Here is a 25,422-nt window from a genome sequence, read left to right as displayed (position 1 = left end):
GGAACGTAGCCGACGTCGGCCGACAACGATGGTGCCCCCACCAGGGCTCGAACCTGGGACCTGCGGATTAAAAGACGGAATCCGCCGTCATCCGAGGTCGATCAGGATCACCCGCCGTCGATAGAATGAGCAGTTCGCGGGCGGTTTCTGCGGTCGAGTGTCGACCGGGATTATCCGCTGTCGATTGGTCTCGTGTGACCACGGTGTGACCAATAGGGTCAGTCATCCTCTATGTGCGAACTCTCGTCGCGCTCAAGAGGGACATTTCCGCCAACCAGCATAGGCAGCAACGGCCGGGCTACAGTCAGTCGCGCAGCCCCCTGACTGACCGCTTCGCGAAGAAACGGATACACGGCCATTACGCCGACGCGCCCTACGAACGTCTCTAGCGCCTGGGGTGATATTTCAACAGGCTCGGTTAGTTGATATACAGCGCCGGCGTCCGCGATGAATGTCGCGGCGTCGGACTCGATACGTGTCCGGCAACGGATTTCGAGCTCCTGATCGTCGTGGCGCACTGCAACCCGGAATGTATCGTCACCACGCTCAGATCCGTCAAGTCGTCGCTTCGCCGCGCTCTCGTAGAACCGAACGTCGGTCAGCTCGACCAGCTCGAGCAGATCGTGTGGGTCGTCGATCTGCCGAATATTGCCGGCTTCGCTCATCGGTAGTCTGCGACTTCCATGCCAAACGCGTCGAAGTTGCCCCAATTGCCGTCGACAACTGTCATACTCAGTTCGCTACAGCGGAGGCTCGCCATCGGCAAGCCGATTTCCATCGCCGTAGTGTACGAGCGCGCGAGACCAACGTCAGTCAGGTCACCGGCCAATATTCCGCGCCATTCGGCGCCGGCGGGGTTCTTCGTTTCCGATCGGCTCCGCCGTTTGGGCAGGTCTTCGCCATCGCCATCAACAGGCTTGGCTGACAGGGTGACCTCGTATCCGAGCGCGCGAAGGTAGCGACCAACTGCGGCGACTCGAAGGTTGCCATCGCCATTCAGAACCTGCGACACGCGGCCCTCGGTGACGCCCAAGCGGGAAGCGAGCGTTTTCTGATCGACGCCAGCTTCTCGAACGGCTTGTTCGAGTAGACGCATGACTTGACCTGCCAGATCGGCGGCTGCCAATGATTGGGCACCCACGTCGGTCGCCGCGACCTCGTCATACAGCGAACTATTCCTGTCGGTCATGTTCCAAGTCCTCCTCTCGGACCACTTCGGCGTCTTGCAGGTCGTCCGGTTCGGTCTTCTGTCCGACTTTCGGGAAGGCGTGACCGAGACGAATCTGCTGGTCGAAGTCGGGGATATACCAGTAGTCGCTGTCAGGGTGCTCCGACTCACTGAAGTGCTGAAGCTTACGCTTCTCGGTGTAGCTACCATTGCCGTCAGTGTCGTAAAAGGAGAGGCGTTTCGCGCCTCGCTTGAATTCCCAAATTCCGCTACGAAGGTACTCGACGGTACGGGTGTACTGTGGTTCTCCCTCGTTCGCCCAAAACTTGATCGCGTTCAGCAAACATGCCCAGTCCTCAAGCTGTTCGTCGCTGGGGATGGACTCGGCGTCGGGGTCGGGCTCCCACACGCCTCGCTTGAGTGCATCGAGGAACTGTCCCGCAGGACACGACATGTCCGTCCGCACGGCGCACTCCACATCATGTATCTGCCCTCTGAATACCAACCTCCGCTCTACGCAGGCCATTGGCGAGACTTTAGCCGCTACTAAAGTCCGTGTCCACACCAGGATAACGCACGCCGAGCGGTGTTATTCCGGTGATGATCGCCATACTGTCGCCAAAAGTGAATCACAACAGTGGGATTCACCAGTGGCCGCGATCATCTTCATGATGCCTCTCAGACCTTGTCGCCCTTGCCGCCCCAGAAGATTGATTCGTTGGGGCTGCATGATGGCTGAGTCGGGATGCGTGTGCCGCGAGCGGTCGACAGGATGTCGCCGCTGCCGCCGAGTGTTGATGGCCAGGCGATCGCGCTGGCGCTGTTGGTGTTGATGACCGAGGCGGCCTGCATCAGGGCCATCGCGAGGTCGTCGTGGCCGATATTCTCGGGTACCGAGATCTTCAGGGTGCCGCTGTCCATCTGTTCGTAGGTCAGTGCGTGGAGCTGGCGTAGCAGGTCAGGATGCTGGGGCAGGACGAGGCGGCCTTGCTGCAGGAGTACCTTGATGCGGCTGAATCCGGCGTTCTTGCGGGCTGCGGTGGTGGTGACGGCGTTGACCATGCTGTGACGGCCGCCGGCCATCGTCTGTTGGGTGATGCGGTCGCGCAGGATCTGGGTGGGCATGGCGCCGACGCCGTTGGTCTCGGAGATGAACCGCTGCACGTGCAGGTGTCGGGAGTGGTCGACGAGTCGGTCGATGAAGTCGGCGTAGGCCATGCGGTAGTGCTGCTCAATGGCCGGTATCCAGAAGACGGGGTCGTCGCCGTAGCGGTTTGCGTTGAGGTCGGGGTCGCCGGAGGCAGCCAGGTAGACCACCGCGTTGGCGTCGTGGGCCATGCCGTAGTCGATGCCGCCGACGACGCGGTAGTCGCTGCGGGCGGTCATCGGGTCGAGCAGCGTGTACGGCGCGGTGGCCTCGTCGATCTCGGTGGTGGTGAAGAAGGCGCCGGCCTCGTCGGTCCACTCGGCGAGGTATTCGCGGTTGAAGTAGTGCGACGGTTCGCGTTCCTGGATGGCGGCGAGGTCGTCGGCCGACACGTTCGGGTTGAGCGAGGTCGGCCAGTGGAATGAGGCGTAGCGCTCGTCGGGGGCGGTCATGCCGCGGTTCCAGAGCTGGCGGAAGAAGTGGTCGATGCCGCCCCACGGTGACGACGACAGGATGATGCGGCTGCCGGGGCGGGCGATGATGGCCGGTTCGGCGGCGCGCCAGATCTCGTTGTCGACGAATCCGGCCTCGTCGATGATGAGCAGGTCGACCGGCCAGCCGCGGATCTGTTTCTGGGAGGCTGGTACCGAGATGATCCGCGACCCGGTGGACAGGGTCAGTTGCTTCTTATGGTCGTCGAGGACCGAACCCGACAGCATCGGCGAGCCCATCGCGAGCGACGCGCATTCTTCGAGCAGGCGCAGCGAGGCGGTTTCTCCCGCGGAGATGAGCAGGGTCAGCGAGCCGGGGCGGGTGTAGGCGGTGTGCAGGGCTTCGATGGCCAGTGCGCGGGACTTGCCGACCTGGCGGCCGGCGCACATCATCCGGTAGCGGGCGGGGTTGGTGACCATGTCGCGCTGGTGGGGCCACAGTGGTTGTCCGACGAGGTGTTCGGCGAATTTGTCGGCCGAGCGTAGGCCGGCGCGGAAGTCGTCGGCGGTGATGTCAGGCGCTGTCGTCACGGCTGTTCTCCTGTTTCGCGATCTCGGCCATCAGCTTGGCGACGTCGAACTGGGCGGCGGCGGTGTCTTTGCCGAGGCGTGCGTTGGCCAGCGGGGTCAATCCGAGGCGGTCGGCGAGGTTGCTGGCGTGTTTGCGCACACGCAGCAGGTAGTCGGCGGCGCCGTTGGTGGTGCCGTCCTCGCGGAACATGCCGTGTTCGTCGACGTAGGCCTGCAAGAGTTCGACCTGGGCGAGCACGCGGGCGTATTCGAGGACCGCTTCGCGGTAGAGCGGGTCACGCAGTCGGCTGTGCTGTTCGAGGAGGCTGTTGCCGATCACCTCGGCCAGCGGCGTGATCATCCGCTCGGAGCGGGCGCCGTGCTTGATGCTCTTGGTGTGGTTGGCCTTGAACGGTTCCCACGAGTAGCCGCGGGCGGGTCCTTTGCTGCCGATGGGCACGACGTTGCCGTCGCTGTTCTGGTCAGGTTGGTTGGATGCCAAGGGTTCCCACCTCTCGGAGTAGGTTGGCGGTGCCGCGCAGGCTGGCGGCGATGTGGAGGTCGTCGAGATCGGGGTTGGTCTCGCGTTCGCGTTGGGCGGCGAAGTTGATCAGCGCGGCGATCCAGCCGGCGTCGTCGGGGTGGCAGCGCAGCCGGGTGTGTTCGCCGTCGAGGGGGTCGAGGGCTTGGGCGATGACATCGAGCGCCCGGGCGATGGCCTCCTGTCGCCCGGGCTGCTCGACGGTCGAGGAGGTCATCGTTAGAAGCGCCGCGTGTAGTTGCCGAAGCCGTGGTCGACGACGATCTCGTGGTTCTTCTCGTGCTCGCCGCGGCGGCGTTCCTGTTCCTCGGCGATGCGCTGCTGGGCGGCGTCGTGCTCGGCGAACTGCTTGTCGGACCACAGTGGGTGCGGGTGCGGCTGCTGTTTTCCGCTGGCCTCTGTCACCGCGTACTGGATGTATCCATCGCGCCCCTGGTTGATGGCCCTGTTGTGATAGGGCAGCGGGACACCGAGCGCGGATGCTTGTGCCTGCAGATCTGTTCGTTTGGCCTGCAGGTCGTCGACCGCGGTGGCGAGTTCAGCCAGGGCGGCGACCGCTTTGGCGTAGGCCTTGCGTGCCGGGACGCTGTCGGCGCCGACGAAGCGCTCGAAGTCGGCGTTGAGCTGCTCGATACCGGACTCGCGTTCGGCGGCCTGTGTGGCCTGCTGAGCGCGTCGGGCGGCTTCGGCCTCCAACTCCGCGAACTCTTCGGCCTCCTTGGCCTCACGGAGCTGCTGGCGGGTGATGGTGGTGTCGCCGTTGCGGACTCGCTCGGCGAGTTCGGCGTAGGTCTGGGCGGTGTCGAGGGTCGGGTCAGTCGTCGTCATCGGTCGTCTCCTTGGTCTTAGGGGTCATGTGGTCGGCGAAGGCGTCGGCCATGCTGGTGTAGGTCTTGGTGGTGTCGGCCTTGCGTTCGGGGCGGCGCTCGTCGAGGGCCTTGCCGATCGCACGATCGAGGTCGTTCCAGGCCATCAGGCGTCATCCACCGCGGCGAAGACCTCAGCAGGGGTGAGGTCGGTGTCGGCGTCGTAGGCGTCCTGGTACCGGCTGTCGACGCTGTGCTTGGCGTTGGCGGTGTTCGCTGCGGCGTCGAGGCCGTCCTGGGGGCCGTCGCCGCGACGTAGGGTGCCGTCGGCGAGGACGACCGCGTTGCTGGCGACCTTGGTGCCGGTGGGGTCGAGGGCATCGCCGTTGGCGAGCACGCGGCGGCCGTTGGCGAAGTGATAGACACCGTCGGTGTCGACGAAGCCGAGGTCGGCGTGGATTCCGCCGGCGCGGTAGGTGCTGATGTGGTGCACGTCGGGGCTGGTCATGATGTTTCTCCTTCTGTTGGGGGTGCTGAATCCTGTTGTCAGGCTGTGTGTTTGGCTCTCACCTGGCGTGCTGAGAGTCGCAGCGCGGCAGCGCGTGCCGTGTCGTCGAGGTCGGGCCACATCATCTGTGCGTAGGCGTGGGCGTAGTGGGCGAGGCCGCCGAGCAGGACCGCGGTGTTCTCGTCGACGTCGAATCCGAGATCGATGACCGCGCCGTCGCAGTAGGCGGCGATGAAGTCGAGCGCCTGGGCGCGGCCCTCCCGCGGGGACGTGGTGACGCCGTAGCTGTGGCTGAGCCGCTTGGCGCGTCGGGGTCGGTGACTCATCAGCCGACCCCGTTGGCCATCGCCGACAACTGCGGGGCATTGAATCCGGGGCTCTTCTGCTCGACGCGGACGGTGACGTTCTTACCTTCGGCGGTGTTGGCGGCGATCACCTGCAGCACCTCCATGAGTTGGCCGCCGACCTCGTTGATGACGTCGGAGGCGATCGCCGAGGTGTTGGTGCCGGTGTTGATCTGCGGGGTGATGCTGCCGAGGTTCCACTTGCCCGAGATCGCGGACTGGGCATACGGTTCGACGACCGACAGGCCCGCGAATCCGGCGCCCACGCCGAGGCCAAGCCAGTCGTACAGGTTGTTCGGCGCCATGACGTCACTCGACGAGTCGGTGTAGCCGGCGAACCCGCCGATGGTGCCGCCGTTGGCGTAACCGGGCAGTGCGCCGGAGTTGATGGCCTTGAGTAGTGGTCGCCACCGCTGGGCGGCCTTCTTGGTGATGACCTCCTCGCCGGGGGTGCCGAGCATGGGCACGATGTCGGCATCGCCGACGCCGGGGATGGTGCCGCCGACCCCGAAGCGGTGCATGCTCGGGTATTGCTTGATCAGGTCGTCCTCGGAGAGCCCGCCGTAGACGTTGAGTTCCTGGCCGGGGAAGTACTTCGAGGTGACCGACGCGTCGGGCTCGCGGGGCTCGACGGGGGTCGCGACCGGGGTGGTGTCGGCCTCGGGTGCCCGCGGTGCCGGCACCGTCGTCGTGGTCAGTCCGCTGGGCCAGTTGGTGACCATCACCGGCTGCACGCCGGCGGTCGCGGCGGCGAGGTCGGTTCCCGGGCCCGCTGCCGACGTGGTGGTCAGTCCTGCCCGCAACCCGGCCTCGTCCTCGCGACCGGGCAGACCTGAACCCCAGGGGCTGCCGCCCTCGGCGTTGAAGATGCGCGCGGCAACTTCGGCCTGCTGCTCGGGGGTGGCCTGACCGGCGGTTGCGGCGAACTCGGTGCCGCCGTAACCCGACCAGGTGCCCCGCGCGATCTGGAACAGGCCAGAGGCTTCGTTGCCGCCAGAGTTGGCGTCTTGGATGCCCTGCACGATGTCGGGGTCACCGCCGGATTCCCGGGCGATCAGGGCTGCCCACGCCGGGTCTGGCGATGTCCAGGTGCCGTCGGGGTTCTGGGTCAGCGGAACCGTTGACACGCCGGGGACGCCCGATACGGGGGCCTGTGCGCCGACCTGGGCGCTGAACCGTGTGTGGACGTGGTCGGTGTGGCCGCTGTAGTCGGCGGCGTAGTAGCTGCCGTCGGTGTCGGGGCTGCGGCCGTGCCAGCCGAGTTTCTGGCCCGTCTGCGGGTTCATCCAGATGACTTGTTCGATCGACGGATCACCCGGGGCGGCGGCCATCATCGCCTCGGCGAACGCCTGCATCTGGCCGACCGAGCCAGACCAGTCGATGCCCCGGTTGAGTCCCTGCGGGTTCGGGGCGTAGCCCGCTTCGCCGCGGTCGGACTCCTGATGACCGGCGTAGGTGGACGGGGTGACGCCGTACTGGGCGCCCATCGCGTCGATCCAGTCGGGGAAGTCGGCGCCGCCGCCGCTGCCGGCGGGCAGCCCGTAGCCGATCGGCCCACCGCCCGCGTAGCCCTTCGCCAGTCCCTTCGGGAAGCGTCGGTTATTGACCGCGTGCATGAACCCGAGGCCGTAGTGGTCGACCGCGGCGGCCTGCTGCATGAATTCGCCGGCCGAACCCCACAGTGGCACCATGTCGTCGCGAGGCCCGCCGGGACCGTTGATCGGTCCACCACCGGCGCGCTTGAGTACGCCGAGGCCCTGACCGAACTGCGAGTTCATGGTGACCGAGTTGCCGTTCTCGTCGACCGCGTAGACCACCACCTTGGCGCTGCGGGGTCGGTTGACGAACTCGTCCATCGTGCGTTCGCCCTGCTCGGTGTCGGCGGTCACCCGCACGGTGCCGTCGGGCAGCGTCTCGACCTTGAACCCCAGCTCGTCGAGGCGAGCCTTGGTCTCGGGGCTGTTGTCGTTGATGAGGATGGTTTTCTCGTCTGGGATACCGATCACCGAGGCGGTGAGGATGTCCATGCCGGCGGCGGTGTCGCGGGCCTCATCCCCGGTGGCGCTGATCGAGTCGCGTGCGCTGGCCATCCCCGGCACCAGTTCGTCGGCGATGAAATTGGCTGCGCCGTGCGCGCTTTCGCCCATGCCTGCGATCGCATCGCCCATGCCGCGGGCTTTGTGGCCGGCCTCTTCGAGGTCGTCGCCGATACCGCCGAGACCAGGGATATGCGAGATCATGCCGCCGATCAGCGCCATGCCCGACCCGATCGACTCGACCATCGAACCGACCATGTCGGCGATGCCGCCGGTGGTGGTGCCCCAGATGTGCAGGACCGCCGCCGCCGTGTTGCCCATGCCGATGCCGAAATCGAGTGCCGCCGCCGCGCTGTCGGCGAAGAAGGCGATGATGTCGTCTTTGTGGGTCATGATGCCGTCGGCGATGCTCGCCACGACCGGGCCGAACCCCTCGGCGAGTGCCACTTGCATCTCGTTCGACGCGACCTCGACGGTGCGCTTGAGGCCTTCGATCGAGGTCGCCCCGTTGACCATCCGGTCGGCGGCGTCGTCTGCCGCCCCGCCGACCTGGCCCAGTTGGTCGCGCGCGTTCGACAGGTCGAAGTGGTCGAACGCGGCGCCGAGGTCTTCCCACTGACCACCGAAGAGCGCTGCGGCGATCTGATTCTTCTCCACGCTGGCCGGCATCTCGCGCAGCTTGTCGAGGATGGTGTCGAGACCGGCGCGAGCACCGTCACCACCTTGGGCGAGCTGGTCGGTGATCTCGCCGACGTTGAGCCCCAGGCCCTCCAAGGCCCCTGCCGTCTGTTCCGAGCCATCGGTGGCGCGGATGGTGAACTCCTTGATGGCATCCGCGGCGATATCGGTATCGCGGGCGCCAGCTTGCCACGCTTGGTTGATCAGGCCGAGAGCGTCCTGCCCGTCCAAGCCCACCTTGCGGAACTGGGTACCGTACTCGATGAGCGTGTCGGTGAGATCGCCCGACAGGTTGAGGCCCTTCTGCTGGGCGGCGGTCATCAGGTCGAGGGCTTGGGTGGCGTTGTCGGCCAGCCCGGTACGCACCGCCTGACCCGCGGCCCGGGCGGTTTCGGTGACGTCGGTCTCCATCAGACCCGACACCGTCTGCAACTTCTCGATGACCGGCTGGATCTGCTCGGCCGTCGCATTGCCGTCGAGCAACCCCGACTGCATCGCCAGGCCTGCCGCCCGCATGTTCTCGTTGACGCTGTCACCGAAGACGCCGGTGTAGGCGTCGGCCGCCGCTGCGCCTGCCTGCTCCATCTGCTGGTCGGTCCAGCCGAACTGTGCCGAGGTCCGCCCGCGCTGCTGTTGGAGTTCGAAGCCCTTCTGGACTTGGTCGGCCAGCAGGGTGCCCGCTGCCAGGCCCAGGGCGGCCGTGCCGGCCAGGGCGGCGCCGATGGGGCCTGCCTTGCTGCCGAGGGAGGCGATGCGGGGGGCGAAGCCATCGACAAAGCCGAGGCCAGCCTGCCCGCCGGAGTCGCCAGCGGCCGACACCATGCCCGACAGCGAGGACTTGAACGAATCGCCGCTGTCGCTGCCAGCCTTACGGAAGGCGTCGGTGATGCCGCCCGCCGAGGTACGGGCATCGCCCTCGGCCTTGGTGAATGCCGACGACAGGCCCTTCTGCGCGCGGTCGGCTTCCCGGCTGATGTCGTTGCCGGTGCCGTCGAACGCCTTGGCGGTGGAGGTGCCGGCCTTCTCGGCGGTGCGGCCGACGTCGAGGAATTCTTCGCGGGCCTTGGCGAGATCCTGTTTGAACTGGCGGGTGTCGAGCTCCAGGGTGGCCTTGAGGCCTCCAACATCGAGTGCCATGGTCAAGCTCCAATCAGTTGAGGTGCGGGGGTGGTGTGCTCGCCTGCGAGGCGGGGTCGTATGCCGCCGACGACGGCACGGTGTAGCTCTCGCGGCTGGGTGGCCGCCCAAGCTCGGCAGAGGGCGACTGAGGGGCAGGAATCGCAGAGTGCGGCGGCCTGCTGGTGGCGGGCGCGGGCTGCCTTCAACGGTTCGCCGCGGTCGCGCGGGTCGAACAGGTCAGGCCGCTCGATGCAGCGGGCACCGTCGAGCTTGGGGGTGCCGGCCAGCAGTGCTGACAGCAACGGGACGATGCCGGGATCGTGGATGCTCGCGGGGCGGCTCACTGGTCACCGTCCTGCTCGCTCGACCTGCGGATTACATATCCGCTGGCAGTGTCATCCGTGCTGGTCAGCGAATCGGTGGTCACACGGTGGTCACGTCGGCTGTCGCTGTCAGCGGGCTCGTGCGTGTGCGCGACGTTTCGGAAGTCCGAGGCCACCGGGGGGACGGAGAGGTTGCGCGCATCATTCGCGCACGACGAGGCCGACGGTTGACCCAGCCGCCGAACAGGTCGAGCAGCTCGGCGAGCTGGTCCTCTTCTTCGCGGTCGAATGTGCCGAGCTTGGCTTTGCCGCCGAGGGAGTGCAGACGTGAACTGAGTGTTGGTCGTCGACTCATGCCGCACCGCCAAAGTCCGCTGACCTGGGAAAGTGCGCATAGTGCGCGACATATGTATGAACTCCTGTGTGCGCACACGTAGGACGAACCTGTACACGCGCACTACACGCACTGATCGTCACGATGCGGCCTCCATTTCTTCGGCTGACAGAGCGATTCCTGAGCGCCACCGCTTACCGTTCGAGACCTGGGTGACGGGGTATCCGTGCTGATCGAGGGACAGGCCGAACGCCTTGCGGCTGATCGATTCGGTTCCGTCCTCGGCGCGCCACTTCTCCCACGCCTCGAAGAGCTGCCCGACGGTGGCTTTCTGCGCGGGACTCGTCGTGACGCAGCATTCGTCGATGAACCGGGACACCGCATCGGCGGACTTCTGGTAGTCGTCGGTGGCCACCACGACCGCCGCGGGCTCGGCGAGGTCTCCGCGCTGCCGGTAGTCGTGCCATCCGGCGATCGCCCACGCGAGGATGGCGTCGGCTTCGACCTGCAGGCGTTCGTCGAGTGTCTTGTCGCGCTCGGCCGGCGGGATCTCGACCGAGAACGGGATGACGCGCAGTCGCCGCCAGATCGCTGGGTCGTCGCCGGATACCTTCGGCAGATGGTTAGTGATGAGCAGGGGAGTGTGCGAGGGCTCGAACTCGACGAAGTCCTGGCGCATACGCCGCGCCCTAATGGTGTCGCCGCCGGTGAGTCGCTTCATGGTCGCCTCGGCCAGCCGCCGGTCTTTCTCCGACTCGCTGACGACGACGACGCGCCGCCCCATGAGGTCCATCTCGCCGGTGGGATGCGCGCCGGGTCGATGCATGAACAGATCCGGCTCGACGGTGCTGGCGTAGTCGCCCAGCGCCCAGCACAGCGCCTTGTAGAACGTGCCTTTGCCGTTGGCGCCGGTGCCGGTGAGGATCGCGAGGATGTGTTCGTTGACCTTGCCGAGCAGCCCGACGCCGGCCACCCGCTGTAGGTATTCGCGGACCTCGGGGTCGGGCAGCACACGTTCGAGGAACGCCGACCAGCCGTGGCCGGGGCCATCGTCGACGGCGGCGCGGGTGACCTTGGTGATCCTGTCGGCGGGGTCGTGGGGCCGTAGCGTGCCGGTGCGCAGATCGAGTGTGCCGCTGGCGGTGTTGATGAGGTAGGGGTCGGCGTCGAGATCGCGCACGGTCGCCGCGAACTGGGTTAGCGCCCCGGCTATGCCGAGGACGCCGGTGATGCCCGCGTGGGACTCGCACTTGCGTACATCGGTGGCGAGATCCCTGTCGTCGCGCGCTTCAAGCCAGGCGCGTTCGAGGATGTCGAGGACCGCGCGGCTGGCCGCCCCGGTGTCGTCGTAGGCCCAGCGTTGCCCGTCCCAACGGTGCCAGCCGAGGCCGGTGACGTGGAGCAGTTTGCCGCCGTAGACGGCCGCGAGGCGGTAGGCCATGCGCACCTGTCCGCGGTGGATCTCGCTCTTGGCCACCGGATGGTCGGGGATCGTCGTCGAGGCGTGCGTCATCGCCAGCTCGCTCACGTTGTCGGGGATCATGTCGCGGGTGTGCAGGTGGCCGCCGAGTTCGCTGTCGCGCACCGCGTCGTCGGTCATGAAGGCCGCGGTCATCTCGCCCCAGGACTGGGCATCAGCGATCTCACTCGGCGGCACCGGTCGCGGCTCGCCCTGGGCGCACAGCTCGCGCATGCGGGCGTCGAGGGTGCGTACACCCTTGGCGTGGTCGGCGGCGGTGAGGCAGCCGTAGCGGCGTGCGGCGGCCAGGCGGGTGAACTGACCGAGCAGCCACTGATGCCGCCCCGCCTTCGGCACGTCGTCACGCCAGCGGGTGATCATGGTGTGCGTGTAGCCGCAGGTGGTTTCGGCCCACTGGTAGCTGCTGGTGTCGACGGGCTGGTCGAGCGTGTCGGTGTGCTTCGGGTCGACGACGGCGTATTCGTCGAGGCGGTCGGTGATCTCGTCGAGCGACAGCGGGCGGCCGATGTCGCTGAGCGCGAAGACCAGCGTCGGTTCGGCCTTGTGGTTGCGCGTGCCCGGAACGCGGAGCACGCGGGGCAGATCGAAGACCGAATCGACCTCGATGGACCGTTTCGCGGCGGCCATCGCCACCAGGCGTCCCCAGCGGCGCACGGTGGATGCGGCGCGCTGTCGCTCGTCCTCGGTGGAGATCGCCGAGTCCGCGGCGTCGACGAGCCACAGGGGTTGCAGTCCGTGGCCGGAGTAGATGACGGCTGACGGCTTGGAGCCGATGAGGATGCTGATGTCGTCGACGAGCGAGTGTGCAGTGGCCAGATCAGGACACGCACCCGGCTTCACGTCGAGATCGGCCCACAGGCAGGTGAGCGCGGTCACCTGCTGCTCGTTGCCGCGCCCTCGGCGAACAGGACCTTCGACCGGATTGACGCCGAACCACACGTCGGAGTCGGCGACGTCAGCCATGCCGGCCGCATCGGCGGCCGTGGTGATCATTGCCTCGAAGTCGCTGCCGACTGACTTGACCCCGATCGCGGTGAAACTCTTGTGTCCGAGCAGATCCAGCAGTGTGGCAAAGTCGATGACTTGGCGCAGGGCAGGCGACGACGAGCCCGCCGAGGTGGTGTCCTCGACGAGCCCGTTGTCATGAGATGCCGCCGTCACGCGGGCTTCACCGGCTCAAGGACGGTGTACGGCAGCTCGGTACTGATCTCGCCCGACCAGCCGGGGATCTTCTCGGCGGGCACGTATTCGAGGCCGCAGAGGAAACCCAGCACCACGCGCGTGCTGCCGGTGTCCTCTTCGCGCTGCATCAAGATGACGTCGGCGCTGATGCGCCGGCCGTTGACAATCGCCCACGGCCCGTAGCGGCCGTCTCGTCGTCGTGTGTCGAACGTCTGCCAGCTCATGCGGCATCGCCTCCTGTTGGTGTTGGTCCTGCGACGACCACCGTCTGCATGTCCTCGCCGACCAGGCGCACCAGTTCGACGCCGTCGCGCTGGGCGTAGTGGACGAGCAGATCGCGAATGTCGGGGTTCGAGCGGCCGGTGATGGCCTCGTACTCCTTGAGACGCCGACGACCGTTGCGCAGCAATGCCGCCGGCCAATCGAGCGCTTCCGCCGATGGGATGTCCTCGACGTCGGCGCCAGTGAGCAGCGCGATGCACTCGCGGTCCATCATCACGTCGTCGCGGCGGTCGGACAGGTTGCGGTATGTAGCCGTCGTCATGAGGCGTCACCACCAGTCACAAGGTGGAGCCGCGGTGCTTTCGGTTGCCCGTGGGTGCCGTTGAGCGTTTCCAGGTAGACCGCGAACGCTGCCAACTGCTCGGTGGTGTGCTGGCGTGCCTCGAAGGCGTCTAACGCCTCGGCGAGGCGGTCGATCCAGTCGTCGCGGGTCATCGGGCGACCTCCTGGCGCAGATCGTCGGGGTGGACTTCGTCGGTGGTGCCGTCGCCCCAGCGGACGACGACGCAGTCGCGCCGAAAGCGGACGATGCGACAGGGGACGGTTTCGCGGCCATGGATGCCGACCCAGACGGCCGAGCCGGTGCGCAGTCCCCAGGTTTCGACGGTCATCGGTTCACCGCCGATACGGTGTGCTCGCGGTTGACGAGGTCGACGAGTGCCGAGCGGTACCCCCAGCGGTGATCGGGGCCGCCGAACGGGATCTGGCGAGCGATGATCCTGGCGACCTCGCGCTGAGTCTTGGGCTCGAGGTCCAGCGCTGCGAGGTCATTGGTCGCGCGGCGGTAGCCGCTGGCGAACGCAGGATTGCCCGTTTGCTGCTCGGTGTGGGTTATCGTGGTCATGTCAGTTCTTCCTTCGGTGGCGTTGGTGGTCTGATCTGGACCGGTCAGAGGTTGGTGCTCTGGCCGGTCATTTTTTTGTCTGTTGTCGTGCTCGCGCCGCGGTCACGCGGTGAGCTGCCGATCTGCGTCTGCGGCCGGAATGTCCAGCGCTGCCAGGAGACTCGCGGTCGGCACCTTGTACCGGCTACCGACGCGCAAGACCTTGAACGGCAACTGGTCTGGGCAGTACTTCGCCATCCGGTAGCCGGTCGGCTCACTGATTCCGAAGATCCTGAGCGCTGGACGAAGCTCGACCACAGCCTCGCGCTCACACATCGCGCGAACCTCGCTGAGCGAGATGGTCGCCGTCTTACGTGTTTGAGTCATGACCTTCCTCCGAATGTTGGCCTCCATGTAGACGTCATTCGAACGTCTACATCAAAGCGAACACCGAACGCGCTTGATTGTCAACTATGGACGCACGTCTGTTTCTCTGTCATCCTGTAGACGAACATCGATAAATGATGACCATGATGGAGGGCAGAGAATGTGAAGATCGAAGAAGTCATCGGCCACCGAATCCAGGTGCTGCGGGAGTCCTTGGCGTCACCGCTCGGTGAGAAGGTGTCTCAGACTGAGTTCGGCCGGCGCCTGGGTCCACTGCTTGGCAAAGAATGGAGTCGGCAGGCGGTTTGGATGGCTGAGAGCGGAAAGCGTGCGTTCACCGCGGTAGAGCTGGTCGCGATCGCGCACGTGCTTCGCACGCCGGTGTCGAGTCTCATGCTGCCGCCCGGTGACGTCGAAGGCATTGATATGCCAACAGGCGCGACGATCGACGCATCGGAGTTCGCGGTAACCAATCGCTTCACTGATCTTCCAGAGCATCTGCGGCAGCGGACCTTCCACCTGTATTCACAGGTTTCGAAGGCTGCCGACCAGATGAAGAAGATCAGGGAGATCGCGGGCTGGGGTGTCGACGATATCGACGGCGGGGTCGAGACCGTTGCGGCACTCATCGCGCTGTTCGACGAAGGTAATCGCCACCACGAAGACGAAGGCGAGTAGTCATGAGCGTCAAGCGATCCGGGCAAGGATGGATGTACGTCGTCGACCTCGGTGTCGACCCGGCCACCGGCAAGCGCCGCCAGGAGCGCAAGCGTGGGTTCCGCACCAAGCGGGAGGCCGAGGAGGCCCGCGACGAGCGGCGTGCCGAGGTGCGTACCGGAGTCGTCGCCATCGACCAGCGACTCACCCTTGCCGAATACCTCGACTCCTGGCTCGCCGCAAAGGAACAGGCGGGAATCCGCCCGACCACGCTGCGCAGCTACCGCCAGCACGTCGAGTCCTACATCGTGCCGCACATCGGCCGCGTGCGGCTGCGGGATCTGCGGGCCACGCACGTCGAGCACATGCTGCAGCAGATCGCGAAGGCGCCGGCCAAGCCCGCCAAGGATGCGCAGATCGGAAAAGGGCAGCGGCGCAACCCGAAACCGCTGTCACCGGCCACTCAACGCCGCGTTCATGCCACGCTGCGCAGCGCGCTCACGTCGGCCAAGCGCAAGCATCTGGTGAGCTTCAACGCGGCCGCCGACATGGAGCTGCCGCGCGCGCCGCGCCCGAAGGTCAAGCCGTGGGAGGCTGCCGACCTCGGCAAGTTCCTGGACCACGCGCAGACCGACCGGCTCGGATCGCTGTTCGAGACGATCGCAATGACCGGCCTGCGCCGCGGTGAGGCGGTCGGCATCCGCTGGGACGACATCGACTTCGACCGGGCTCGGCTGGTGGTCAATCAGCAGATCGTCGAGGTGGACGGCACCGGGGCTGAGTGTCCGTTCTGCGGCGGCGAGCACCGTCAGTACAGGTTCGGCCCGGTGAAGACCTCAAGTGGCGAGGCCCGTGTGGTCGACCTCGACTCAGGCACGCTCGGCGTGCTGATGGCGCAACGGCTCACCCAGGAGGGCGAGCGGGCCGAGTGGGGGAGCGCCTACGACGATCACGGCCTCGTGTTCGCCCGCGAGGACGGCTCACCGATCCCGCCGGCCGACGTGACCGAGCGGTTCCACGAGCTGACCGACGAGGCGGGCCTGCGGCGTATCCGTCTGCACGACCTGCGACACGGTCAGGCCTCGCTCATGCTGGCCGCCGGGGTACCGATCGCTGTCGTGTCCAAGCGACTCGGCCACAGCTCGATCAGCATCACGAGCGACACCTACAGCCACCTACTCGACGGCGTCGGCGCCCAGGCCGCGGAGGCGGCCGCGGCTCTCGTGCCACGCGCTGGCCGTGACCAGCCGCGTGACCACACCGACAGTTCGTGTGACCAATATGTGACCACCGAGGGGTCTACGGACGACGAAAGCGACTCGCCAAGAAGCGAATCGCCTGGTCAGGATGGTGCCCCCACCAGGGCTCGAACCTGGGACCTGCGGATTAAAAGTCCGTAGCTCTACCAACTGAGCTATAGGGGCGTGCCCTGCGGGCAGGGCGACGACGAGTTTACAGGCATCATCGACGGCACCGTCGTCGGGTCGGTACGTCGTCGGTGCCGCTCATCGCCGCCGACCGTCGACGATGCCGGCTTCCGGGAGGACTGTGCGCATCGCCGCACTCAACTCGGTGGCGGTGGACACCACAACCAGCGTGTCGATCGGGCTATATGTGGCGTCGAGCCAGGTCACGTCGCAGCTGATCGCCAGTGCTTGCTCGGGGTCGATCGCGATGCCCCCGATCTCGGTCAGGGCGGCGAAGATCGTCTGCTCGGCTGCGTGGCCGGATTCGTGCACCACGATCGCCTCCGGGCCGATGTCCACCCGTATCCCCGACCTGTCGACGTACGTGGTCCCGGCGACTCGGCGACCTCCGTCCACCGGAGGCGCATCGTCGGCGTCGAGGTCGGCCGTGGCGATCGGGAGCAGGTGTCGTGCGACGAAACTTCGGATCGATGCGTCGTCGAACGGTGCCGTCCGACCGTTCGTCGACGGGTCGACCGGGCGCACGAAGAGTTGTTCCCCCATCTCTCTTGCCTATCATGAATGCCGGATCGTTTTCAGCGAAGGGTGGCCACTCGGGGGACGCGAAGACGTGGCTTTCACACGACCGGTGTAATGGCGTGGAAACAGCGTCCGACCTCCCGATTTGTGAATTGTCGAGAGAGTGTCCTAAGCTGAGTCGGCTCCCAACGGAGACCTCCTCACGGAGAACCGGCCCCCTTCGTCTAGCGGCCTAGGACGCCGCCCTTTCAAGGCGGTAGCGCGGGTTCGAATCCCGTAGGGGGTACGCTTGCTCGGACCCTTCGCGGGGGTCGGAGAGAGTGCAACACAACAGAACATGGCCCTGTGGCGCAGTTGGTTAGCGCGCCGCCCTGTCACGGCGGAGGTCGCGGGTTCGAGTCCCGTCAGGGTCGCAAGTCTCTTGCGATAGGCATTCGGTTCGGGTGCCGTCCGGCCAGGTAGCTCAGTTGGTACGAGCGTCCGCCTGAAAAGCGGAAGGTCGCCGGTTCGATCCCGGCCCTGGCCACGTCACAACCCCCGGAAATCACTCCGGGGGTTTTGTGTTGTCAGGGGTCGCGTTCGCGGCAACCGCTCCGGAGGGATCACCCAACAACTCGGCTCGCCGCGCGTCCGCGATCGCGCGGATGGCGTCGACCACCACGGCGACTTCCGGGCGCCGGGCCGATTCGGTCCGCGTCACCAGCCAGTAGGTCAGTTCGGCTCCGACAGTGGGCAGCACGCGGACCAGATCGTCGTGCCGGTCGGCCATGAAGCACGGCAGCAGTCCGATGCCGGCGTGCGCGCGGGTGGCTTCGACGTGCACGAACACGTTCGTCGACGTCACAGATTCGGGCATCTGGGGGACCAGGGTCCGGGCCAGATCCAGATCGTCCACCTGCAGCATTGCGTCGACGAAGTAGATCAGCGGGTGAGCAGTGAGATCCCCGGGGCCGGTGGGCGTCTGGTGTTCGGTGAGATAGCCGCGCGAGGCGTAGAGACCCAGGCGGTAGTCGGCGAGACGCATCGCCTCGGCGCGGTGCACATGCGGCTCGCCGACGACGACTTCGATGTCGAGGCCGGTGCGGTGCTGCGACGCGAGTCGGGTGGCGGTGACGATCTCCACGCTCACTGCCGGATGGTGCCGCCGCACCGACACCGCGGCGGGTGCGGCGAGGTAGGCGGAGAACCCGTCGGTGGCCGACATCCGGACCACGCCACTCAGGCTCGGCGATCCATCGATGGAGGCCTCGAGTGCCCGCAGGGCAGTTTCGATGCGCTCAGCGGCGGCGAACGCCTGCCGACCGAGATCGGTCAATTCCCAGCCTCCCGCGCCGCGGGCGAGTGCTCGGCCGCCCATCGTGCGTTCGAGGGATTCGATCCGACGCGCGACGGTGGTGTGGTTCAGGCCGAGCGTGTCCGCGGCCGAGGTGTAGCGCCCGCTGCGACCCACGGCGAGAAGAACCAGCAGGTCGTCCGGACTCGGCAAGTCAGCAGGCATATCTGCATTTTTGCAGATGCCCATCGCCGATCTGAGCATTGCATGCGCATTCATGTTCATTCAATACTCGAGCGACACGTGACCCGAATCACATGAAATTCCCGCGAAGGAGTGAGCATGTCCAGTGCAGAACCTGCGATGTCGTCGCGCGACGAACGGTCGGGCCTGCGTCGTATCGTCGCCGCGTCCATGGCCGGCACGATCGTCGAGTGGTACGAGTTCTTTCTCTACGGCACCGCAGCCACCCTCGTCTTCAGCAAGGTCTTCTTTCCCGACACCGGCAACGAGCTTGACGGCATCATCGCCGCATTCGTCACCTACGCCGTCGGTTTCGTGGCCCGGCCGCTCGGCGGCGTCGTGTTCGGTCACTTCGGCGACAAGTACGGGCGCAAGCAGTTGCTGCAGTTGAGTCTCGTGCTGGTGGGAGCGGCCACCTTCCTGATGGGATGTCTGCCGACATTCGGCCAGATCGGCTACTGGGCGCCCGCGCTGCTCGTCGCCCTGCGGTTCATCCAGGGTTTCGCCGTCGGGGGTGAGTGGGGTGGGGCCGTGTTGTTGGTGGCCGAGCACAGCCCCAACCGATCCCGCGCGTTCTGGGCATCGTGGCCTCAGGCAGGCGTGCCCGTCGGCAACCTTGTCGCGACAGTGGTGCTGCTGGTGCTCACCACCACCTTGCCCGACAGCGCATTCCTGAGCTGGGGATGGCGTATCGCCTTCTGGCTCTCGGCGGTCATCGTGCTGGTCGGCTACTACGTGCGCACCAAGGTGACCGACGCGCCGATCTTCGTCGCCGCACAACGCGAGGCCGAGGAGATCAAGACATCGTCGTTCAGTGCGATCGAGGTGCTCAAGCGATACCCCCGTGGCGTGTTCACCGCGATGGGCCTGCGCTTCGCGGAGAACATCATGTACTACCTCGTCGTGACCTTCTCGATCACCTACCTGAAGGTCGTCGTCGACGCCGACACCGCCGACATCCTGTGGTGGATGCTCGCGGCCCACGCCGTTCACCTCGCCGTGATCCCGATAGTCGGACGACTGGCCGATCGTCTCGGCCGCCGGCCGGTCTACCTGTTCGGGGCGGTGACGACCGCCGCCTGGGGATTCTTCGCTTTCCCGCTCATGCACACGGGCCATTACGGCGTCATCATGCTGGCGATCATCAGCGGCCTGGTCTTCCATGCCTTCATGTACGCGCCGCAGCCCGCGATGATGGCCGAGATGTTCCCCACTCGAATGCGGTACTCCGGCGTTTCGCTTGGCTACCAGGTCACCTCGATCGTCGCCGGATCGCTCGCGCCGATCATCGCCGCGTCGCTGCTGAGTCGGTTCGACTCGTCGGTGCCGATCGCGATCTACCTGGCCGCGGCCTGTGTCGTCACCATCATCGCGGTGATCGCGGCGCGCGAGACCAGAGGACTGTCCCTGCAGTCGATCGACGACGCCGATGCGGCGCAGTTCCTCCACGTCGCGCCACGCCGGGAAGGGGTGTCGGTATGAGCACGGCGGAGCTTGCCGGGCGACGCGCGTTGATCACCGGTGCGGCGAGCGGCATCGGGCAGGCCTGTGCCCGCGCCCTCGCCGAGCGTGGCGCACACGTCGTCGTCGCCGACATCGACGAGGTCGGTGCCAAGCAGGTCGCGGCCGATCTCGACGGTGAGGCGTGGCACGTCGACCTCTGCGACACCGAACAGTTCGATGGTCTCCGGTTGGATGTCGACATCCTCATCAACAACGCGGGTATCCAATCGGTCGCGCCGATCGAGGAGATGGCGCCGGACACCTTTCGCCGGATGCAGCGGGTGATGGTCGAGGCCCCGTTCCTGCTGATCCGTGCCGCGCTGCCGCGGATGTATGGGCGCGGATTCGGCCGGATCGTCAACGTCTCGTCGATCCACGGACTGCGGGCGTCGGCCTACAAGTCGTCCTATGTCACCGCCAAGCACGCGCTGGAAGGGTTGTCGAAAACCGTTGCACTGGAGGGCGCTTCACGTGGGGTCACCAGCAACTGCGTGAATCCCGGCTATGTGGAGACCGCGCTGGTGGCCCGGCAGATCAGCGACCAGGCGCGTGTGCACGGGATGGACGCAGGTGAGGTTGTCGAGAAGGTGATGCTCACCGAGAGCGCCGTCAAGCGTCTCGTGCGGCCCAGTGAGGTCGCCGAGTTGGTTGCGTGGCTGGCATCCGACACTGCCGCCATGGTGACTGGCTCGTCGTATCCGATGGACGGCGGGTGGAGTGCCCGCTGAACGGGCGGGGGCCTGGAATGTCGAGTTGCGTTCCGTTACCGTTTCGAGACTTGTCATCTCAGTGCGGTATCACTGATGTCCCGTGCGTGCGTGCGTGTCCGATCCCGCCGGTAGTTTTTGGTTACCGGCGGATCTGGCGTAGAGCACGTCCGTGACGGCGGATCAGTGCCCCTGCGACGATCGGTGACGCCATGACCATTGCTCCTTTTCCGACCGATGACCAGAGCGACACGATCCCCGCGATCGACGTCTTCGATGTCATCGGCTCGGCGGAAACACCCCGGCAGCACACGGTTCCGCTCTACGAGTTCACCGTCGAACGACGCTCTGCGGGCACCGTCTGGCTGCGGGTGACCGGTGAGATCGACCTCGCGGCATGCGGAGATCTGCAGCGCGCGATGACCCGCGCCGGCGCCGGGTACGCCCGGGTGATGGTCGACCTCGCCGACGTCTCCTTCATGAGCCCGCGCGCGGTCGGCACGATTGCCGAGCATCCACTGGTCGCCGCCGGTCGTGTCGACGTCGTCGCCCCGGCTCGCGCCACGCGCCTGCTCTTCGACCTCTTCGGCGCCGGAGGCCTGGTGGTCGACACGCGGTAGTCGCGTTAGCGTGTTTCGTCTGGGCCGTGCGCACGGCCTGATCGCGTGAACGCCCGCCCGGCCCGACCGGTGCACGCGATACTGCGTCCATGACCTCGCGACCCACGACATCGCGACCGACGCGCAATAGGGCCAACGCGGTGATGATCCGCAGTATCTACGGCACCACGTCGGTGGAATGGTTCTTGATCTTCGCCATCGGCACGATTTTGGTGACTCGGCTCTACCTGCAGCTCACCGGCTATCCGCAGGTCGGTGGCGGCACGCTGCACATCGCGCACGCCCTGTGGGGTGGTGCGCTGATGATGCTGGCGCTGATCATCGGCTGGCTCTTCTTGGGTCCGGCCACCCGGGTCACCGCGATCGTGATGGGCGGCATCGGCTTCGGGCTGTTCCTGGATGAAATCGGGAAGTTCATCACCAAGAACAACGACTACTTCTATGGACCGTCGGCCGAGATCATGTACATCCTGGTCGTCGCGGTGCTGGTGATCAGTCGTGTCGTCCGCGACGTCAAGAAGCCGACAGTCGCCGAAGCGATGGCCAACGCCGCCACGATTGCCGCCGACGGTATCTCCCATGGTCTGCCCGCCCGCAGGCGCCGGCAGGCGGTCGGCTTCCTCGAGGTAGCCAAAGACCAGGGCGCCGACCCGACGGCGATCGGTCACATACGTGGACTGCTGGATGCGAGCGCGGACACGCCGGATCGCCTGATGCGGCTGCGTGATCGGGCGACCGGGCTGATTCCCGACTTCTTCCGCAGCCCGCGCTGGGTGCCGGTGGTGGGGTGGTTGCTGGTGGCCAGTTCGGCATTCACATTTGTCCTCGGAGTCCTCGCCTGGACGTTCAACACGAGGGAGATGGGGGACATCGACCTCTATTTCGAGATCAGCCGCAACCCAACGGCGAACTGGATTCTGTTCGTCAGCGGTATCGCCACCCTCGGGTTGTCGTTGCCGGCGATGATCGCACGTCGTCGCACCGACAGCGTGTGGCCGCTGCGGTCGCTCCGCATGGCCGCCTTGGTGTTCACCGTGACCAACGCCCTGGTCGATTTCGCCCTCGAGGGGTTTGGTGCGTTGATCAATCTCGGTGTCGGGCTGTTCGGCCTGGCGGTCATCAGCTACCACCTCGGACGGCAGACCTCCGCCCACGACAACGCGCGGATCTGACTCTCACACCCGGAAGCAACCACCGTGGATGTCAGTTCCCATGTGGACGCACTCATCCTGGTCGAGCGCCGGGCGTGGTCAACTGGGAAGGTGAGCACTCTCGATCGCGCCGCCGTAGCCGCGCGGATCTCCGGATTCCGACGACACACGGCCGACCTGCCGGACGCGCGCTCGGCGGCGGTTGCCATCACCATCGCCGAACAGGACGGACAGCAGGGGATCTGGCTGACCAAGCGACCCGCAACGATGCGCCGTCACGCGGCGCAGTACGCACTACCGGGCGGGCGACTGGACCCGGGGGAGGACCAGCCGACGGCCGCCTTGCGGGAGTTACACGAGGAGATCGGCGTCGAGCTCCCCGCAGACAGCGTGCTCGGCATGCTTGACGATTACCCGACCCGATCGGGGTTCGTGATCACGCCAGTCGTCTGCTGGTCCGACCAGACGCACGTTCCGGACCCCAACCCGGACGAGGTTGCCCAACTCTTCTTCGTCACCTTCGACGAATTGATGGTCGAGCCGCGGTTCCTCACCATCCCGCAATCGGACCGTCCCGTCATCCAGCTGCCCATCGTGGGTGCGTTGGTCCACGCACCGACTGCGGCGGTGATCTATCAGTTCGCCGAAGTCGTCCTGCGCGAACGGCATACCCGCGTCGACGGGTTCGAGCAGCCCGTCTTCGCCTGGCGCTAGGACACCAGATTCGCCACCTCGGTCCTAGGTGTGGCGCCGGGGGTGGTACCAACGACAGCATGACCACGTATGTGATCCACGACATGACCGGAGCCGGTCGATGACGACGGTGGCCGTCGAGCATCGCGGGGAGATCGCCATCGTCACGATGGACCGCCGTGACGCGATGAACACGCTGAACGCCGCGTTGGTGCGCGATCTCACGGCTGTACTCGACGAGCTGGACCGGGACCAGCACTGTCGCGTGGTGATCCTCACCGGCGCCGGTCGGGCGTTCTGCGCCGGATTGGATCTGCGGGGGTATGGCGACGACGACTCGGTCGACGATGGCGTCATGATCGCGAGTTTTGAACGCCAGCAGGACATCTCCGGTCTGGCGCGCCGTCTGCACGGTCTACGCCAACCGGTCATCGCGGCCGTCAACGGTGCGGCGGCCGGCGGCGGATTGGCATTGGTGAGCGCCAGCGACATCCGGATCGGGTCCACCGACAGCGTCTTCGCGGTCGGCTTCATCCGCGCGGGCTTCTCCGCCTGCGACATCGGGGTGTCCTGGTTGCTGCCGCGACTGGTCGGCACCGGCCGCGCACACGAATTGATGCTGACCGGCCGCAAGTTCGACGCCGACGACGCGTTGCGGTACGGCTGCTTGTCTACGTCGTCGAGCAGGCCGACCTGCTGGCCGCGGCGATCGCCACGGCCGAATCGATCCTCGCCAACCCGCCGCTGTCGGTCGAGATGACCAAGGTGGGGATGTGGGCGGCGGTCGAGTCGAACTCGTTCTCCGCGACGGTGGAGTTCGAGAACCGACAACAGATGATCACCGCGATGACCGACGACCGGACCGAGGCAACGGCCGCGTTCCTCGAGAAACGACGACCGGAGTACCGACGACGATGACCACTGACCTCTTCGACATCAGCGGCAAGACCGCGCTCGTGACCGGCGGCACCAGCGGGATCGGCGCGATGATCGCGCACGGTCTGGCCGATCGCGGGGCGCGCGTCATCATCGCCGGGCGCAAGGAGCCCGCGCTGGCCGAGGCCCGCGCCGCCGGCCTCGGTGCGATCCAGGCCAACCTGTCCACCCCGGAGGGGTGCCGGGAGTTGGCCGCGCAGGTCGGCGCTGAGGTGGATCGGCTCGACATCCTGGTGAACAACGCCGGCGCCACCTGGGGTGCGCCGATCGAGGACTTCCCGGACTCGGCGTGGGACCGGGTCCTTGATCTCAACGTGCAGTCGCCCTTCACCCTCACCCAGGCGTTGCTCCCGCAGTTGCTGGCGTCTGCAACCGTCGACGACCCAGCGCGCGTGATCATGATCGGCAGCATCGACGGCATCCGGGTCCCGCAGACCGAGTCGTACTCCTATTCCGCCAGCAAGGCCGCCGTCCACCAACTGACCCGACACCTCGCCGGACATCTCGGGTGGCGCAACATCACCGTCAACGCCATCGCGCCCGGCCCGTTCGAATCACGCATGATGGCTCACTTCCTCGCCGAACGTGGCGATGAGATCGCGGCCTCATCTCCGCTGGGTCGTATCGGCCGGGCCGATGACGTGATCGGTACCACGGTGTACCTGACGAGCAGGGCCGGTAGCTACCTCACCGGCGCAGTGATCCCGGTCGATGGAGGGATCTCCACCACGCGCTGACATTGCCCCGGAAGTTTTTTTGCCGGCCCGGGAATGCAATCGGACTGCGGTCCGTTTAAGGTGGTGTTGGGTCGAAAGCGCCCACCAGACCCAAGACCACACCCATTGGAGGTATCACCATGACCGCAGCCGTAGCCGCCCCCATCGCAACCGGCACCTGGACCATCGACCCGGCTCACTCGGCCGTCGCGTTCTCCGTCAAGCACCTGATGGTCAGTAAGGTGCGCGGCAACTTCGAGACCTTCTCGGGCACCATCACCATCGCCGAGGACGGCACCCCCTCGGTGCAGGCCGAGATCGACGTCACCTCGATCACCACCGGCAACGATCAGCGCGACGGACACATCAAGTCCGCCGACTTCTTCGACGCCGAGAAATTCCCGAAGGCCACCTTCGTCTCGACCGGCGTGGCTCCCAAGGGCGACGACTACGTGCTCACCGGTGACTTCACCCTGAAGGGCGTCACCAAGTCGGTCGAACTGGACCTCGAGTTCAACGGCACGAACCCCGGCATGGGCCACGGCGCGGTCGCCGGCTTCGAGGCGAGCACCGTCCTCAACCGTAAGGACTTCGGCATCGACATCGACATGCCGCTCGAAGGTGGCGGCGTCGTGGTGGGCGACAAGGTCACCATCACGCTCGAGATCGAGGCCAACCAGCCTGCCTGATCCGATCACGAACGTCCGGCCCGATCGGCCGGAGCGTCGGCCGGCTCCACACCTGAACCCCTCATCCCCCGAGGCCGTGGAGCCGGCCGTTCTGCATGCCGGGGGCATCCGGGACCTCGAGGCCCTGCC

Annotated in this window: 29 protein-coding genes, 4 tRNA genes and 2 pseudogenes; 13 read left to right on the top strand and 22 right to left on the bottom strand. The window is 66.3% G+C overall.

The features are described from left to right. Window positions 1–218 precede the first annotated feature (218 nt). The 19 genes from OSB52_RS16110 to OSB52_RS16020 form a co-directional block, all read right to left on the bottom strand. Window positions 219–665 carry a hypothetical protein gene (locus OSB52_RS16110; protein ID WP_266062695.1) on the bottom strand — a complete coding sequence of 149 codons (447 nt, stop codon included), beginning with the start codon at window positions 663–665 and terminating at the stop codon, window positions 219–221. Beyond that, window positions 662–1,189, bottom strand: a complete 528-nt coding sequence (locus OSB52_RS16105) for a helix-turn-helix domain-containing protein (RefSeq protein ID WP_266062694.1) — start codon at window positions 1,187–1,189, stop codon at window positions 662–664. Before OSB52_RS16105 ends, OSB52_RS16110 begins: the two co-directional genes overlap by 4 nt. Next, window positions 1,173–1,634, bottom strand: a complete 462-nt coding sequence (locus tag OSB52_RS16100) for a P-loop NTPase family protein (RefSeq protein ID WP_266062693.1) — start codon at window positions 1,632–1,634, stop codon at window positions 1,173–1,175. Before OSB52_RS16100 ends, OSB52_RS16105 begins: the two co-directional genes overlap by 17 nt. 212 nt (window positions 1,635–1,846) lie before the next feature. Next, on the bottom strand, window positions 1,847–3,337 hold the full coding sequence (locus OSB52_RS16095; protein ID WP_266062692.1) for a terminase large subunit domain-containing protein: 1,491 nt from the start codon (window positions 3,335–3,337) through the stop codon (window positions 1,847–1,849). Next, window positions 3,321–3,818, bottom strand: coding sequence for a hypothetical protein (locus OSB52_RS16090; protein ID WP_266062691.1), 498 nt, complete (start codon window positions 3,816–3,818; stop codon window positions 3,321–3,323). Before OSB52_RS16090 ends, OSB52_RS16095 begins: the two co-directional genes overlap by 17 nt. Further along, window positions 3,799–4,074, bottom strand: a complete 276-nt coding sequence (locus tag OSB52_RS16085; protein WP_266062690.1) for a hypothetical protein — start codon at window positions 4,072–4,074, stop codon at window positions 3,799–3,801. Before OSB52_RS16085 ends, OSB52_RS16090 begins: the two co-directional genes overlap by 20 nt. Before the next feature lie 2 nt (window positions 4,075–4,076). Beyond that, entirely contained in the window at window positions 4,077–4,685 is a 609-nt protein-coding gene (locus OSB52_RS16080) for a hypothetical protein (RefSeq protein WP_266062689.1), read from the bottom strand. Next, a complete protein-coding gene (locus OSB52_RS16075) occupies window positions 4,672–4,830 on the bottom strand; it encodes a hypothetical protein (protein WP_266062688.1) in 159 nt (52 codons plus the stop codon). The genes OSB52_RS16080 and OSB52_RS16075 overlap by 14 nt, the downstream gene beginning before the upstream one ends. Further along, window positions 4,830–5,171, bottom strand: a complete 342-nt coding sequence (locus OSB52_RS16070; RefSeq protein ID WP_266062687.1) for a hypothetical protein — start codon at window positions 5,169–5,171, stop codon at window positions 4,830–4,832. Before OSB52_RS16070 ends, OSB52_RS16075 begins: the two co-directional genes overlap by 1 nt. Before the next feature lie 38 nt (window positions 5,172–5,209). Continuing rightward, the gene (locus OSB52_RS16065; protein WP_266062686.1) at window positions 5,210–5,497 is read right to left on the bottom strand and encodes a hypothetical protein; all 288 of its coding nucleotides are present in this window, start codon (window positions 5,495–5,497) and stop codon (window positions 5,210–5,212) included. Next, on the bottom strand, window positions 5,497–9,366 hold the full coding sequence (locus OSB52_RS16060) for a phage tail tape measure protein (protein ID WP_266062684.1): 3,870 nt from the start codon (window positions 9,364–9,366) through the stop codon (window positions 5,497–5,499). Before OSB52_RS16060 ends, OSB52_RS16065 begins: the two co-directional genes overlap by 1 nt. 2 nt (window positions 9,367–9,368) lie before the next feature. After that, on the bottom strand, window positions 9,369–9,692 hold the full coding sequence (locus OSB52_RS16055) for a WhiB family transcriptional regulator (protein ID WP_266062683.1): 324 nt from the start codon (window positions 9,690–9,692) through the stop codon (window positions 9,369–9,371). Between the two features lie 452 nt (window positions 9,693–10,144). After that, a complete protein-coding gene (locus OSB52_RS16050; protein WP_266062715.1) occupies window positions 10,145–11,518 on the bottom strand; it encodes a DNA primase family protein in 1,374 nt (457 codons plus the stop codon). Between the two features lie 1,124 nt (window positions 11,519–12,642). Continuing rightward, complete coding sequence (locus OSB52_RS16045; RefSeq protein WP_266062682.1) at window positions 12,643–12,891, bottom strand: hypothetical protein; 249 nt, start codon at window positions 12,889–12,891, stop codon at window positions 12,643–12,645. Next, window positions 12,888–13,211, bottom strand: coding sequence for a hypothetical protein (locus tag OSB52_RS16040; RefSeq protein ID WP_266062681.1), 324 nt, complete (start codon window positions 13,209–13,211; stop codon window positions 12,888–12,890). Before OSB52_RS16040 ends, OSB52_RS16045 begins: the two co-directional genes overlap by 4 nt. Further along, the gene (locus OSB52_RS16035; RefSeq protein ID WP_266062680.1) at window positions 13,208–13,384 is read right to left on the bottom strand and encodes a hypothetical protein; all 177 of its coding nucleotides are present in this window, start codon (window positions 13,382–13,384) and stop codon (window positions 13,208–13,210) included. Before OSB52_RS16035 ends, OSB52_RS16040 begins: the two co-directional genes overlap by 4 nt. Further along, window positions 13,381–13,560, bottom strand: coding sequence for a hypothetical protein (locus OSB52_RS16030; protein WP_266062679.1), 180 nt, complete (start codon window positions 13,558–13,560; stop codon window positions 13,381–13,383). Before OSB52_RS16030 ends, OSB52_RS16035 begins: the two co-directional genes overlap by 4 nt. Beyond that, window positions 13,557–13,793, bottom strand: coding sequence for a hypothetical protein (locus OSB52_RS16025; RefSeq protein WP_266062678.1), 237 nt, complete (start codon window positions 13,791–13,793; stop codon window positions 13,557–13,559). Before OSB52_RS16025 ends, OSB52_RS16030 begins: the two co-directional genes overlap by 4 nt. 102 nt (window positions 13,794–13,895) lie before the next feature. Next, window positions 13,896–14,159, bottom strand: coding sequence for a hypothetical protein (locus OSB52_RS16020; protein WP_266062677.1), 264 nt, complete (start codon window positions 14,157–14,159; stop codon window positions 13,896–13,898). Window positions 14,160–14,321: 162 nt separating this feature from the next. Between OSB52_RS16020 and OSB52_RS16015 the strand changes: the two genes are divergently transcribed. Further along, entirely contained in the window at window positions 14,322–14,837 is a 516-nt protein-coding gene (locus tag OSB52_RS16015) for a helix-turn-helix domain-containing protein (protein ID WP_266062676.1), read from the top strand. A gap of 2 nt (window positions 14,838–14,839) precedes the next feature. Further along, window positions 14,840–15,937, top strand: a pseudogene (locus OSB52_RS16010) (site-specific integrase); the annotation flags it as partial. Window positions 15,938–16,164: 227 nt separating this feature from the next. Here OSB52_RS16010 and OSB52_RS16005 read toward each other — a convergent pair. Beyond that, window positions 16,165–16,240, bottom strand: a tRNA-Lys gene (locus tag OSB52_RS16005). An 81-nt stretch (window positions 16,241–16,321) separates the two neighbouring features. Next, entirely contained in the window at window positions 16,322–16,786 is a 465-nt protein-coding gene (locus OSB52_RS16000) for a hypothetical protein (protein WP_235725787.1), read from the bottom strand. A gap of 189 nt (window positions 16,787–16,975) precedes the next feature. Here OSB52_RS16000 and OSB52_RS15995 point away from each other — a divergent pair. From OSB52_RS15995 to OSB52_RS15985, 3 genes are all read left to right on the top strand, one after another. After that, window positions 16,976–17,048: transfer RNA gene (locus OSB52_RS15995), tRNA-Glu, on the top strand. 53 nt (window positions 17,049–17,101) lie between these two features. Next, window positions 17,102–17,175 (top strand) — tRNA-Asp (locus OSB52_RS15990). A 39-nt stretch (window positions 17,176–17,214) separates the two neighbouring features. Continuing rightward, window positions 17,215–17,288: transfer RNA gene (locus OSB52_RS15985), tRNA-Phe, on the top strand. Window positions 17,289–17,306: 18 nt separating this feature from the next. On the opposite strand, the gene OSB52_RS15980 is transcribed toward OSB52_RS15985, so the two are convergent. Continuing rightward, a complete protein-coding gene (locus tag OSB52_RS15980) occupies window positions 17,307–18,260 on the bottom strand; it encodes a LysR family transcriptional regulator (protein ID WP_266062675.1) in 954 nt (317 codons plus the stop codon). A gap of 117 nt (window positions 18,261–18,377) precedes the next feature. Between OSB52_RS15980 and OSB52_RS15975 the strand changes: the two genes are divergently transcribed. The 8 genes and pseudogenes from OSB52_RS15975 (at window position 18,378) to OSB52_RS15940 (ending at window position 25,293) form a co-directional block, all read left to right on the top strand. Continuing rightward, on the top strand, window positions 18,378–19,760 hold the full coding sequence (locus OSB52_RS15975; RefSeq protein ID WP_266062674.1) for an MFS transporter: 1,383 nt from the start codon (window positions 18,378–18,380) through the stop codon (window positions 19,758–19,760). Further along, window positions 19,757–20,509, top strand: a complete 753-nt coding sequence (locus tag OSB52_RS15970; protein ID WP_235725790.1) for a 3-hydroxybutyrate dehydrogenase — start codon at window positions 19,757–19,759, stop codon at window positions 20,507–20,509. The genes OSB52_RS15975 and OSB52_RS15970 overlap by 4 nt, the downstream gene beginning before the upstream one ends. 191 nt (window positions 20,510–20,700) lie before the next feature. Then, entirely contained in the window at window positions 20,701–21,108 is a 408-nt protein-coding gene (locus OSB52_RS15965; protein ID WP_235725791.1) for an STAS domain-containing protein, read from the top strand. A gap of 140 nt (window positions 21,109–21,248) precedes the next feature. After that, window positions 21,249–22,280 (top strand): hypothetical protein, encoded by a 1,032-nt coding sequence (locus OSB52_RS15960; protein WP_235725804.1) that lies wholly within the window; start codon window positions 21,249–21,251, stop codon window positions 22,278–22,280. A gap of 90 nt (window positions 22,281–22,370) precedes the next feature. Next, window positions 22,371–22,973, top strand: a complete 603-nt coding sequence (locus OSB52_RS15955) for an NUDIX hydrolase (RefSeq protein ID WP_372475368.1) — start codon at window positions 22,371–22,373, stop codon at window positions 22,971–22,973. A 100-nt stretch (window positions 22,974–23,073) separates the two neighbouring features. Beyond that, a pseudogene (locus OSB52_RS15950) lies at window positions 23,074–23,870 on the top strand (enoyl-CoA hydratase/isomerase family protein). Then, entirely contained in the window at window positions 23,867–24,625 is a 759-nt protein-coding gene (locus tag OSB52_RS15945; RefSeq protein ID WP_266062673.1) for an SDR family oxidoreductase, read from the top strand. Before OSB52_RS15950 ends, OSB52_RS15945 begins: the two are co-directional and overlap by 4 nt. Window positions 24,626–24,744: 119 nt before the next feature. Next, on the top strand, window positions 24,745–25,293 hold the full coding sequence (locus tag OSB52_RS15940; protein WP_235725793.1) for a YceI family protein: 549 nt from the start codon (window positions 24,745–24,747) through the stop codon (window positions 25,291–25,293). Window positions 25,294–25,422 lie beyond the last annotated feature (129 nt).

It is taken from the genome of Gordonia aquimaris, from assembly GCF_026262595.1.
Classification (GTDB): domain Bacteria; phylum Actinomycetota; class Actinomycetes; order Mycobacteriales; family Mycobacteriaceae; genus Gordonia; species Gordonia tangerina.
This window is presented reverse-complemented; position numbering and strand designations above follow the sequence as displayed.

Excerpts from the sequence above, each read along its gene's own strand:
- OSB52_RS15940 (WP_235725793.1), top strand. The coding sequence starts at position 24,745 with ATGACCGCAGCCGTAGCCGCCCCCATCGCAACCGGCACCTGGACCATC.
- OSB52_RS16045 (WP_266062682.1), bottom strand. The coding sequence starts at position 12,891 with ATGAGCTGGCAGACGTTCGACACACGACGACGAGACGGCCGCTACGGG.
- OSB52_RS16070 (WP_266062687.1), bottom strand. The coding sequence starts at position 5,171 with ATGACCAGCCCCGACGTGCACCACATCAGCACCTACCGCGCCGGCGGA.
- OSB52_RS16050 (WP_266062715.1), bottom strand. The coding sequence starts at position 11,518 with ATGACGCACGCCTCGACGACGATCCCCGACCATCCGGTGGCCAAGAGC.
- OSB52_RS15945 (WP_266062673.1), top strand. The coding sequence starts at position 23,867 with ATGACCACTGACCTCTTCGACATCAGCGGCAAGACCGCGCTCGTGACC.
- OSB52_RS16040 (WP_266062681.1), bottom strand. The coding sequence starts at position 13,211 with ATGACGACGGCTACATACCGCAACCTGTCCGACCGCCGCGACGACGTG.
- OSB52_RS16020 (WP_266062677.1), bottom strand. The coding sequence starts at position 14,159 with ATGACTCAAACACGTAAGACGGCGACCATCTCGCTCAGCGAGGTTCGC.
- OSB52_RS16000 (WP_235725787.1), bottom strand. The coding sequence starts at position 16,786 with ATGGGGGAACAACTCTTCGTGCGCCCGGTCGACCCGTCGACGAACGGT.
- OSB52_RS15975 (WP_266062674.1), top strand. The coding sequence starts at position 18,378 with ATGTCCAGTGCAGAACCTGCGATGTCGTCGCGCGACGAACGGTCGGGC.
- OSB52_RS15965 (WP_235725791.1), top strand. The coding sequence starts at position 20,701 with ATGACCATTGCTCCTTTTCCGACCGATGACCAGAGCGACACGATCCCC.
- OSB52_RS16110 (WP_266062695.1), bottom strand. The coding sequence starts at position 665 with ATGAGCGAAGCCGGCAATATTCGGCAGATCGACGACCCACACGATCTG.
- OSB52_RS16085 (WP_266062690.1), bottom strand. The coding sequence starts at position 4,074 with ATGACCTCCTCGACCGTCGAGCAGCCCGGGCGACAGGAGGCCATCGCC.
- OSB52_RS16075 (WP_266062688.1), bottom strand. The coding sequence starts at position 4,830 with ATGGCCTGGAACGACCTCGATCGTGCGATCGGCAAGGCCCTCGACGAG.
- OSB52_RS15970 (WP_235725790.1), top strand. The coding sequence starts at position 19,757 with ATGAGCACGGCGGAGCTTGCCGGGCGACGCGCGTTGATCACCGGTGCG.
- OSB52_RS16105 (WP_266062694.1), bottom strand. The coding sequence starts at position 1,189 with ATGACCGACAGGAATAGTTCGCTGTATGACGAGGTCGCGGCGACCGAC.
- OSB52_RS16025 (WP_266062678.1), bottom strand. The coding sequence starts at position 13,793 with ATGACCACGATAACCCACACCGAGCAGCAAACGGGCAATCCTGCGTTC.
- OSB52_RS16035 (WP_266062680.1), bottom strand. The coding sequence starts at position 13,384 with ATGACCCGCGACGACTGGATCGACCGCCTCGCCGAGGCGTTAGACGCC.
- OSB52_RS16065 (WP_266062686.1), bottom strand. The coding sequence starts at position 5,497 with ATGAGTCACCGACCCCGACGCGCCAAGCGGCTCAGCCACAGCTACGGC.
- OSB52_RS16030 (WP_266062679.1), bottom strand. The coding sequence starts at position 13,560 with ATGACCGTCGAAACCTGGGGACTGCGCACCGGCTCGGCCGTCTGGGTC.
- OSB52_RS16060 (WP_266062684.1), bottom strand. The coding sequence starts at position 9,366 with ATGGCACTCGATGTTGGAGGCCTCAAGGCCACCCTGGAGCTCGACACC.
- OSB52_RS16080 (WP_266062689.1), bottom strand. The coding sequence starts at position 4,685 with ATGACGACGACTGACCCGACCCTCGACACCGCCCAGACCTACGCCGAA.
- OSB52_RS15980 (WP_266062675.1), bottom strand. The coding sequence starts at position 18,260 with ATGCCTGCTGACTTGCCGAGTCCGGACGACCTGCTGGTTCTTCTCGCC.